General features: G+C 70.3%; 9 protein-coding genes. 4 read left to right on the top strand and 5 right to left on the bottom strand.

Going from position 1 to position 10600, the window contains the following annotated elements; all coding sequences use genetic code 11:
* Positions 1 to 307: 307 nt before the first annotated feature.
* The 3 genes from D103_RS0105865 to D103_RS0105855 form a co-directional block, all read right to left on the bottom strand.
* Positions 308 to 1615: an N-acetylmuramoyl-L-alanine amidase gene (locus D103_RS0105865; RefSeq protein WP_051074658.1), complete on the bottom strand. Its 1308-nt coding sequence runs from the start codon at positions 1613 to 1615 to the stop codon at positions 308 to 310.
* Between the two features lie 214 nt (positions 1616 to 1829).
* Entirely contained in the window at positions 1830 to 2312 is a 483-nt protein-coding gene (gene tsaE / locus D103_RS0105860; RefSeq protein WP_018876126.1) for a tRNA (adenosine(37)-N6)-threonylcarbamoyltransferase complex ATPase subunit type 1 TsaE, read from the bottom strand.
* Positions 2309 to 3796 carry a bifunctional ADP-dependent NAD(P)H-hydrate dehydratase/NAD(P)H-hydrate epimerase gene (locus D103_RS0105855; RefSeq protein WP_018876125.1) on the bottom strand — a complete coding sequence of 496 codons (1488 nt, stop codon included), beginning with the start codon at positions 3794 to 3796 and terminating at the stop codon, positions 2309 to 2311. Before D103_RS0105855 ends, tsaE begins: the two co-directional genes overlap by 4 nt.
* Positions 3797 to 3852: 56 nt before the next feature.
* On the opposite strand from D103_RS0105855, the gene queG reads away from it, so the two are divergent.
* The 3 genes from queG to D103_RS0105840 all read left to right on the top strand — a co-directional run bounded on the left by queG (position 3853) and on the right by D103_RS0105840 (position 8433).
* Positions 3853 to 4983 (top strand): tRNA epoxyqueuosine(34) reductase QueG, encoded by a 1131-nt coding sequence (gene queG / locus D103_RS0105850; protein ID WP_018876124.1) that lies wholly within the window; start codon positions 3853 to 3855, stop codon positions 4981 to 4983.
* Between the two features lie 121 nt (positions 4984 to 5104).
* A complete protein-coding gene (locus tag D103_RS0105845; protein ID WP_018876123.1) occupies positions 5105 to 7537 on the top strand; it encodes an EAL domain-containing protein in 2433 nt (810 codons plus the stop codon).
* A gap of 104 nt (positions 7538 to 7641) precedes the next feature.
* Positions 7642 to 8433: a ferredoxin--NADP reductase gene (locus D103_RS0105840; protein ID WP_018876122.1), complete on the top strand. Its 792-nt coding sequence runs from the start codon at positions 7642 to 7644 to the stop codon at positions 8431 to 8433.
* Positions 8434 to 8451: 18 nt separating this feature from the next.
* On the opposite strand, the gene D103_RS0105835 is transcribed toward D103_RS0105840, so the two are convergent.
* Both D103_RS0105835 and D103_RS0105830 read right to left on the bottom strand, forming a co-directional pair.
* Entirely contained in the window at positions 8452 to 9063 is a 612-nt protein-coding gene (locus D103_RS0105835) for a DNA-J related domain-containing protein (protein WP_018876121.1), read from the bottom strand.
* Positions 9060 to 9467, bottom strand: a complete 408-nt coding sequence (locus D103_RS0105830) for a YchJ family protein (protein ID WP_369771501.1) — start codon at positions 9465 to 9467, stop codon at positions 9060 to 9062. Before D103_RS0105830 ends, D103_RS0105835 begins: the two co-directional genes overlap by 4 nt.
* Positions 9468 to 9598: 131 nt before the next feature.
* On the opposite strand from D103_RS0105830, the gene D103_RS0105825 reads away from it, so the two are divergent.
* Positions 9599 to 10444: an SDR family oxidoreductase gene (locus D103_RS0105825; protein ID WP_018876120.1), complete on the top strand. Its 846-nt coding sequence runs from the start codon at positions 9599 to 9601 to the stop codon at positions 10442 to 10444.
* Positions 10445 to 10600: the final 156 nt, after the last annotated feature.

Here is a 10600-nt window from a genome sequence, read left to right as displayed (position 1 = left end):
GTTGGTGCCCCCTGTTTTCCGAGACAAGGCGCGTCGTGCAGCGGGTAGTGGTTCTACCCGCAAGCGGCGCAACGCAGGATCGGGGAACAGGGGGCACCAACCCCACAAGCCATTGAAAGCAGGGGCTCGGCCGCTTTTGCGTGCGCACGGCGTTGCGGCTCCCTTGTGCAGAATGACTGCACGGCAGTCACCGCGCCTTGTTCGCACGCAAAAGCGACTCGAGCGCGGACGTGCGATTCAATCAGCGTCTCCCTAGCCGGCGACTGGCCGATACCCGCAAGACGTGACAGGTTGCCCGGGGAGGGGCTTACGAGTCGCGCGGGATCTGCAGGATCTGCCCAGCGTAGATGCGGTCGTCGCGCACGTTGTTGGCCGATCGCAGATCCGCCAGCGACAGGCTGTAGCGATCCGCGATCCCGGAGAGGGTCTCGCCCGGGCGGATGATGTGCTGGTCCGGCTGGCCGTCGGCGATCAGGGTGCCCGGGCGGGCATGGGTGGAGAAGTACGAACGCAGGCCGGTCAGCAGGGCATCCGCCAGCGAGTTCTGGAAGCTGGCGCTGCGCAGCTTGCGCTCCTCGGAGGGGTTGGAGATGAATGCCGCCTCGACCAGGATCGACGGCACATCCGGCGAGCGCAGCACCGCGAAGTTGGCGCGTTCCACTTCCGGCTTGCGCACCTTGCCCACGCGGTGCAGCTCCGCAATCATCCGCTCGGCCAGGGTGTTGCTGGCCTCCAGGCTGCCGCTCTGGGCCAGGTCCAGCAGGACATTGGCCAGGGAATCGTCCTTGCCGTTGATCGGCACGCCGCCCAGGCTCAGGTCCGCCTGGTTCTCGCGCTGGGCGAGGAAGCGCGCCGCCTCGCTGGAGGCCCCGCGCTCGGACAGCATGTACACCGAGGAACCCTGCACGCTGCGATTGGCGATGGCATCGGCGTGGATGGAGACGAAGACGTCCGCGTCTGCCTTGCGCGCCCGCTCGATGCGTTCGCGCAGGGGCAGGAAGTAGTCACCGCTGCGGATCATCACCGCCTGCATGCCGCGCTCGTTGTCCACGCGCTCGGCCAGGCGCTTGGAGATCTGCAGCACCACATCCTTCTCGCGGGTGCCGGCCGGGCCGATCGCGCCCGGGTCGTGCCCGCCATGGCCGGCGTCGATCGCCACCACGACATCGCGCAGGTTCTCCTGTGAGCGCCCGCGGCGGGAGGACCCGTTGTTCTCGGCCGCACGCGGGGCCGCGGGGGCATCCCCGGCCGTCAGGTCCAGCACCAGGCGGTGCGGGGCCCCCTGCGCCGGCATCAGCACGAAGCTGCGCGGCTCCACCGGCTTGCGCAGGTCGAAGACCACGCGCAGGTCGGAGCCGTTGCGCGCGGCATGGCGTACCGCCTTGATCGCCGAGCGCGGGTTGTCGCTGACCGCCAGATCCTCCACCGCCCGCGCGTTTTCGAGGTCCACCACCAGGCGGTCGGGGGACTGCAGGCGGAACATGGAGTACTCGGCCTCGCCATCCATGTCGAACACCAGGCGCGTGGTGTCGCCATCCACCGACATGCGGACCCGCTGCACGCCGGTACGGGCCAGGGCGGGCAACGGCATCCCGACCAGCCCCAGGGCAGTCATGGCGCGCAGCAGCTGGCGGCGGCGCAGATCCGGCAATGTTGGTTGGCCCACGGCGATTCCCTTTGTAATCAGGGGTTCTGACTACATTGTGGACGCTTTTTCTGGAAAAGCAATAGCGATTTTCGTTCTTTATGAGCGAGATATCGCTCGTTTTGCGCGTGGAGGGCCAACTCTGGAGCCCGCTCCCCCTGGGTGCGATCTCTCAACAGGCGGTTTACGAGGCAACGCCCTGGTCGCGCAGGGCCTGGCGATAGGCCTCGGCGAGCGGGCCCTCCAGGCGGAGTTCGCGCCCTTCCTCCCCGGCCGCGCGGTGCGCCAGACGCACGACCAGATCCGGCGCCGGCAGCCAGCCGGCACCGCGTTCCGGCCACTCGACCAGCCACAGGCCCTCGCCCCCGAAGGCCTCGCGCACGCCCAGGTATTCCAGTTCCTCGGGGTCGCCCAGGCGGTAGAGATCGAAGTGCAGGACCTCGCGATCCGCCAGCCGGTACGGCTCCACCAGGGTGTAGGTAGGGCTGCGCACAGCACCCGCGTGCCCCAGCCGGTGCAGCAGTCCGCGTACCCAGGTGGTCTTGCCCGCGCCAAGATCCCCCTCGAGAAACACGATGTTCGGTTGATCCAGCGCCGCCAGGGCCGCCCCGGCCGCCTCGGTGGCCTCCAGGTGCGGCAGTACCAGCGGGTCGGATGCCGCGCTCATTGCCCACCCCCGGCGGCGGCCGGCAGGGCATCGGCCAGGTCCCCGGCCAGCATGCCGCGGGCCCCGCCCAGACGATCGCGCGCCACCCGGGCGGCGGCACAGTGCCAGGCCGCCCCGGTCTCGGCCGCGCCGCGCGCATCCGCGCCCTGCGCCCGCAGCGCCGCGATGATACCGGTCAGGACATCGCCGCTACCGGCGGTGGCCATGCCCGGATGCCCCCCGGTCACGCAGGCCAGCGGCCCGGCATCCGACGCGGCCGCCACCAGCGTGCCGGCCCCTTTCAGCAGCACCACGCCGCCCAGGCGTTCGGCCAGGGCCCGGACCTGCCCCGGCCGATCGGCCTCGATCGCCGCGCGGTCCGCCCCCTGCAGGCGGGCCGCCTCGCCCGGGTGCGGCGTCAGCACCCAGTCCGCGGCCCGACGCGGCGCCTCGGCCAGGAGGTTCAGGGCATCGGCATCCACCACCCGGGGCATCTCGGCATCGGCCACGGCCAGCCACAGGCCTCGGCCCCAGGCGTCCAGCCCCAGTCCCGGACCCACGGCGACCACATCGACCCGGCGCATCAGCGCCTGCAGTTCGCCCGCATCGCGGACGCCCTGCACCATCAGTTCGGGGCGCTCCAGATTGGCCCAGGCCGTGTGTTCCGGGTGGGTGGCCAGGGTCACCCGCCCGGCGCCGGCGCGCAGCGCCGCGGTCGCGGTCAGCCGGGCCGCGCCGGAATAACCCGGCGCGCCGCCCACGACCAGCACATGCCCGCAATCCCCCTTGTGCGCCCCCGGGCGTCGGGGTGGCAGCCCCCGGGACCAGTCCGAGGGGCCGACACGGCGCGCCACCGGGGCCACGCCGTCGAAGATCGCGGGGGGCAGGTCCAGCGGCGCGACCTCCACGGCGCCGACCACGTCCACCGCGGGGCCCGTATGCAGCCCCAGCTTGTCCGCGATCATGGTGAGGGTGCGCTCGGCCCGCACCGCGCGTCCCAGCACCCGGCCGCTGTCGATGTCCACGCCCGAGGGCACATCGGCCGCCAGGATCGGGGCGCCGCTCGTGTTCAGCCGCTCGATCAGCTCGCCGTAGGCATCCGTCAGCGGGCGCTCCAGGCCGATCCCGAACAGGCAGTCCACCCAGACCTCCGCGGCCGCCGGGTCGAACGATTCCAGCGTGTGGACTTCGCCCCCGCCATCACGCCAGCGGGCGTGGGCACGGCGGCCATCGGAATCGGGGCGGGCCCGCGACGGCCCGCCATGGACCCGGACCTGCAGCCCCGCCTCGGCCGCCAGCCGGGCCAGGACGTAGCCATCGCCCCCGTTGTTGCCGGGCCCGCAGACAATGCCGATACGACGGGCCTGCGGCCAGTGACGGCGCAGGGTGTCCAGCAGGGCCTGGCCGGCCCGCTCCATCAGCTCGCCCGGCGCCATCCCGGGCAGGGCCAAACCGGCGGCATCCAGGGCGCGCATGCCCGCGTTGTCGAACAGCGCGCTGGTCAATGCTTGTGGGTCGGGTTCATGATTCACGCCATTACCTCCGTCGCGGAAGCCAAATCGTGCCTCAGCGCCTCGATCCACGCCAATGCACCGAACTGGTCGAACGTATCCGTACGTGGGGCGGCGAGCTGGGCTTTCAGGCCGTGCGCATCGCCCCCGCCGAGGTCCCCGCGGAGGATCGCCGGCACCTGGATGAATGGCTCGCGCAGGGTTCGCACGGCGAGATGGAGTGGATGGCCGAGCGGGCGGCCCTGCGCCACGCCCCGGATGCCCTGGTCCCGGGCGTACAGCGCATCATCAGTGTCCGCATGGACTACTTCCCGCCGGCCAGCCGGCGTCCGGCCATCCAGCTGGCCGAGCAGGACCGCGCATATATCTCCCGCTACGCCCTGGGACGCGACTATCACAAGCTGCTGCGCAAGCGCCTGACCACTCTCGCACACCGCATCGAGGCCGAGGTGGGCCCGTTTGGCTATCGCGCCTTCACCGACAGTGCCCCGATCCTCGAAAAAGCCCTGGCCGCCCGGGCCGGGCTCGGCTGGATCGGCAAGAACACCAATCTGCTCGCGCGCGAGAGCGGTTCCTGGTTCTTTCTCGGGGAGCTGTTCACCGACCTGCCGCTGCCGGTGGACGAGCCGGCGGGCGAGCACTGCGGCCAGTGCACTGCCTGCCTGGAGGTCTGTCCCACGCAGGCCTTCCGCGGCCCGTATGACCTGGACGCCCGGCGCTGCATCTCCTACCTGACCATCGAGCTGAAGGGGTCCATCCCCGAGGACCTGCGCCCGCTGATCGGCAACCGCATCTACGGCTGCGACGACTGCCAGCTGGTGTGCCCGTGGAACCGCTTTGCCGAGGTCACGGCGGAACCCGACTTCATCGCCCGCCACGGCCTCGACAGCGCCAGCCTGGTCGAACTGTTCGCCTGGGACGAGGCGACCTTTCTCGCCCGCACCGAGGGCATGGCGATCCGCCGCATCGGCCACCCGCAGTGGCTGCGCAACATCGCGGTGGCCCTGGGCAACGGCCCGGCCACCCCGGAGGCAGAAGCCGCCCTCGCCGCCCGTGCGGACCACCCGTCGGAACTCGTGCGCGAACACGTGGCCTGGGCCCGGGAACAGCTGCGCTCGCGCCGCGGCGAGGCGCCCCCGCCGCCGGAGACCCTGTCCCGGCTGACCCGCGCACCCCGGTAGCCCAGTACTCCGTTAGTCCGGTCGGCGCAGGTTGCCAGCATCGGCGCGACCGGCGACACTCGGGGGCCAAACGCAGCGTCCCCCCGGGCCCCGCCCACCACGAAAGGCTCCGTTCCTCGCCATGCCCGACCACCCGGACACCACGCGCTACCAGCGGATCTTCGAACAGGCGCCCGAGGCCCATCTGGTCCTGGACCGGCGCGGCGGGATCGTCGCGGGCAACCAGGCCGCCTGCGAGCTGCTGGGCTACACCCGGGCCGAACTGACCGGCGGCGTGCACATCACCGACCTGGACCTGCAGGCCACCCAGGACGATGTGGACGCCGCCCATTCGGACCCGGACAACCGCCTTCCCGCCCACTTCGAGAGCCGCTACCGGCGGCGCGACGGCAGCGAATTCCCGGCCGAGGTTCACATCAATGCGATCCGCACCGACGGCGAGATCGAGGTCTTCACGACCTTCCGCGACATCACCCGTGAACGTCAGTCGGAACAGAACCTCCGGCGCCTCGAGACCCAGCTCGGGGCCACCGTGCGGCATGCCCCGCTGATCCTGTTCGCGCTGGACGCCAACGGCCGATTCACCCTCTCGGAGGGGGCCGGCCTGCACGCCCTGGGCCTGAGCCCCGGCGAGGTCGTCGGTCGCGACTTCCGCGAGGTCTATGCCGATCACCCCGACACCCTCGCGGCCGCCGAGCGGGCCCTGGCGGGCGAGGCCTTCCAGTTCGAGGACTCGGTCAACGGGACCCACCTGAGCGTTTCCTGGATCCCGCTGAAAGACAGCGACGGCGTACTCGGCGTCGCCTGGGACATCACCTCGCTGCGCGCCGCCGAGGCGGCTACCGGGGCCGAGCGCGACCGCCTGCTGACCACCCTGCAGTCAATCAGCGACGGCGTCATCACCACCGATACCGCCGGACGCCTGACCTACCTCAATCCCGCGGCCCAGGCCCTTCTGGGGGTCGACGCGACCGCCGCCCAGGGCCAGCGCGTGGACGAACTCCTGGATCTCGAGGACACCCGCACCGGGGCGAGCGTGCACCACCCGGTGGAACAGTGCCTGAAGCTCGGCGCGAGTACGGAGTCGCCCGAGCGCATCCTGCACCGGGCCGACGGCGCGATCCGCGTGGTGCGCATGCTGGCGTCTCCCTTGCAGCGACCGGACCGGGCCTCCCAGGGCGTCGTGATCGTGCTCCACGACCACACCGAACTGTGGCAGATGACCCAGCAGCTCAATCACCAGGCGAGCCACGACGACCTGACCGGCCTGTGCAACCGGCGCGAATTCGAGCGACGTCTGGAGGAGGCCCTGCGCACCCTGCAGGGGGACCAGACCCCGCACGTGGTGTTCTACATGGACCTCGACCAGTTCAAGATCATCAACGACACCTGCGGGCACCAGGCCGGCGACGAGCTCCTGCGCGAGCTGTCCGAACGCCTGCTGCACCTGATCCGCGAGAACGACACCCTGGCCCGCCTCGGCGGCGACGAGTTTGGCCTGCTGCTGTGCCACTGTCCGCTGGAGCGCGCGGAGGCGATCGCCCAGCGAATACTGGAGACCGTCCAGGCCCTGCGCTTCCAGTGGGAGGGCCGGCGCTTCGATGTCGGGGTCAGCATCGGCCTGGTCCCGGTCGGCGGCCCGGAACAGACCCTGCCCGAGGTCCTCAGCCAGGCGGATTCCGCCTGCTATGCCGCCAAGGAGAATGGCCGCAACCGGATCTACGTCTGGCAGCCCACCGACCAGGCCCTGCGCCGGCGGCGCGGGGAGATGGAATGGGTTGGCCGCATCCGCGCGGCGCTGGACGAAGGGCGCTTCGAGTTGTTCGGCCAGGCGGTGCATCCGCTGGGGCCCACCGATCCGGACCTGGCCCATGTCGAGGTGCTGATGCGCCTGCGCGACGAGGAGGACCGGTTGATCCCGCCGGGCACCTTCATCCCCGCCGCCGAGCGCTATCACCTGATGCCGGACATCGACCGCCACGTAATCGACAGCGCCTTCGCGATGCTGTCGCGGCATCGCGCGGCGCACGCTGACGGCCCCCGCTGCGACCCGACCGTCGCGATCAACCTCTCGGGCCAGTCGCTGGCCCAGGAGAGCATGCTCGAGTTCGTCACGGAGCGCCTGCAGCACTACGCGATCCCGCCACAGTGCATCATCTTCGAGATCACCGAGACCGCGGCGATCAGCCACCACGAGCGGGCCCAGAGCCTGATCCGCACCCTGCGCTACATGGGCTGCCGCTTCTCCCTGGACGACTTCGGCAGCGGGCTGTCGTCCTTCGGCTACCTGAAAAACCTGCCGGTGGACTTCATCAAGATCGACGGCAGCTTCGTGCGCGACATCGCCCACAACGCGGTGGACTCGGCCATGGTCACGGCCATCCACCGTGTCGGCCACGTCCTCGGTCTGCGCACCATCGCCGAATGCGTGGAGTCCGAGGCCACCATGGAACGCCTGCGCGAGATCGGCCTGGACTTCGTGCAGGGCTTCTACCTGTCGCAACCCACGCCCCTGGAGCAGCACCTGGAACCCGCGGACAACGCCAGCCACTGACCCCTTATTTCTGAGTGTTTTCCTTGGTTTTTGCCGGCGCTTTCGCGGCCGCGGCCGCGACTTGCTAGCGTATCGACAAACCAGAAACGGAAAGCCACGCACCCATGCCGTACTCGGAAGAACGCATTACCTCCACGCACCGCTGGTCGGACAAGACCTTCAGCTTCACCACCACGCGACCGGAGGGGCTGGAGTTCAAGAACGGGCAGTTCGTGACCCTGGGCCTGCGCCCCGAGGGCAAGTTGATCCCGCGTGCCTACTCGATCGTCTCCGAGCCCGAGGCCGAGGAACTGGAGTTCCTGAGCATCCATGTGCCGGATGGCGCGCTGACCAGTCGCCTGGCCGAGGCCGGCCCGGGCGACTCGATCTGGATCAACACCAAGGTCACCGGCTCGCTCACCTTCGACTACGTGCAGCCGGGCCGCACCCTGTACATGCTGGCCACCGGCACCGGTCTGGCCCCGTTCATCTCGCTGATCCGCAGCCCGGAGCTGTTCGAACACTTCGAGAACGCGGTGCTGGTGCACAGCGTGCGCACGGTGGAAGAACTGGCCTACCGCCAGGAGATCGAGTCGCGCATCAGCGACCGCCTGCGCTACGTGCCCACCGTGACCCGCGAAAACCACGACTTCGCCTGCCCGATCGCGCAGCAGCCGTACGACAACAACCAGCGCGGGGCCGACATGTTCCGCTCCGGCGAACTGAGCCGTATCCTCGACCTGCCCCCGGCCGATCCGGAGCAGGACCGCGTGATGCTGTGCGGCAACCCGGCCATGAACCGCGAGATGAGCGAATGGCTCACCGAACACGGCTGGACCCAGACCAACTACAAGGGCGTCGGGACCTTCACCGTCGAGCAGGCCTTCGTGACCACCATGTCCGACTCGGACGACTGAGTCCGCGACGGGCGGCGCTCAGGCCCCCGCCAGCAGGATCCAGCGCGCCTCGTTGATCCGCTGCAGGGTTGCCGTGTCGCCCCCGCGATCCGGGTGGTGGCGCTGCGCCATGCGGCGGTACTGATGGCGGACCGTGTCAGCGTCCACGGGGTCGGCCAGCTCCAGCACCGCCAGCGCCTGGTCGCGCCGCTCATCCCGCCCCATGCGGGCCCAGAACTCGCCCAGCAGCGCCTCCACCGCGGTCGCATCCATCCGCTCCAGCTGGGTCAGGTCCAGATAGTAGGCCCGCAGCGGATCGCGGAGCACCGGCAGGCCCTCCGCCCTCGGTCGCGACCCGCCCCTCGCCGGTTCGATCCCGATATCCAGACAGTGGATGCGCACCCACTCGCCTTGCGGCCACAGCCGCTCGCGCAGCCGGTACAGGCAATGAAACAGCAGGAAGTGGGTCTGGAACAGGCTCAACGGCTCGCGCAGCCGCGCGCCGGCAAACGGTTCCACGCCCTGATCGCGCAACTGCGCGATCAGGGCGTGCTCGGTCAGCCCGGACGGCCGCGCCCGCAGGCACTCCAGTACCGGTTCCAGCAGCGCCGCCGCCACCGGCGCCCCGGTCGTCTCATCCGCCTCGATCATGCGCCCGGAAACTCGCCGTCGACATACACCCAGCGCCCATCCTCGCGGCGAAAGCGGCTGCGTTCGTGCAGGCGCACCCCCTGGCCACGCACCCGCGAGCGGGCAACGAACTCGACCCAGCCCTCCCGGTCCTCCGGCCCCCCGGCCCCGGTCGCGCGGATCGTCAGCCCCAGCCAGCGCTGGTCCGGCTCCAGCATCAGGGATTCCGGTCGCGTCTCCGGGGCCCAGGTGGCCAGAAGATAGTCCTCGCGCCCCTCCACGAAGGCGGCATAGCGCGAACGCATCAGCGCCTCCGCCGTTGGGGCCGCGGCCGCACCGTCCAGAAACGCCCCGCAGCAGGCCGGCCGGTCCCGCCCGGACCCACAGGCGCATGTACCCCCCTTCCTGCGGCTGGCCTTGCCCAAGCGATACCCCCCTCATCGAAGTCCCCGCCAGCATGCCCGAGCCATCGCCCGGGGTCGAACCCTCACATTGGGGCTGGTCTTTCACCTGTGGAAACGTTAGGTTGCGAAAGCACCCAAGGGAACGCTGATTCATGGCCAACATCCTGATCATGGGCTGCGGCGATCTCGGCTGCGGCGTCGGAGAACAGCTCGCCGCGGCCGGCCACACCGTCTGGGGCCTGCGCCGCCAGCCGGAGCGCATACCGGAGCCGATCCAGCCGCTGGCCGGCGACTTCGCCCGCGCGGACGCGCTGCCGCCGCTGCCCCCGGCGCTGGATACCGTCTATTTCATCGCCACCCCGGGCGAGTTCACCGAGGCCGCGTACCGCCGCGCCTATGTCGACGGCCTGCGGAACACCCTGGCCGCGTTGGAACAGGCCCAGCAGCACCCGCGCCGCATCGTGTTCGTCTCCAGCACCTCGGTCTTTGGCGCCGACGACGGGCGCTGGGTGGACGAGACCAGCCCGGCCGAGCCCACCCGCTTCTCCGGGCGCTGCCTGCTGGAGGCCGAGCAATTGCTGGCCGACAGTCCGTTGGCCGGTGTGGTCGTGCGCTTTGGCGGCATCTACGGGCCGGGGCGCGAATATCACCTGCGCAAAGTGCGCGAGGGCATTCGCGGCCAGCACGAGGCGCCGGTCTGGACCAACCGCATCCACCGCGACGACTGCGTGGGGCTGCTGACCCACCTCTTCCACCTAGACGACCCCGAGCCGCTTTATCTGGGGGTCGATGACGAGCCGGCGTTGCGCCACGAGCTGCTCGGCTGGCTGGCGCAGGAGATGGAGCTCGATCCGCCGGGGACGCCGCCGATGCCGGCCGGCGAGGTCTGCGGCAAGCGCTGCCGCAACGAGCAGCTGCATGCCAGCGGGTATCGCCTGCGCTATCCCGACTACCGCACCGGCTATCGCGCCCTGCTCGACCAGATCGCCACCACCTGACCCAAGCCCTCACGCCTTGCAGGCTGAGCCCCGTCGGCCCTTGATGTTTCGTGCTTCGTCTGGCCGCCTGCCCTGTGGTGGCTGGTCCTAGTTCTGCATCCGGTGTTTACGTGCCTTCGGTCCGCCGCCTGCCCGGCGCTGACTCGCCAGCGCGCC

Source organism: Thioalkalivibrio sp. ALE31 (genome assembly GCF_000377405.1).
Classification (GTDB): domain Bacteria; phylum Pseudomonadota; class Gammaproteobacteria; order Ectothiorhodospirales; family Ectothiorhodospiraceae; genus Thioalkalivibrio.
Note: the sequence above shows the minus strand (reverse complement) of the source record. Positions and strands in the feature narration are given on the sequence as shown.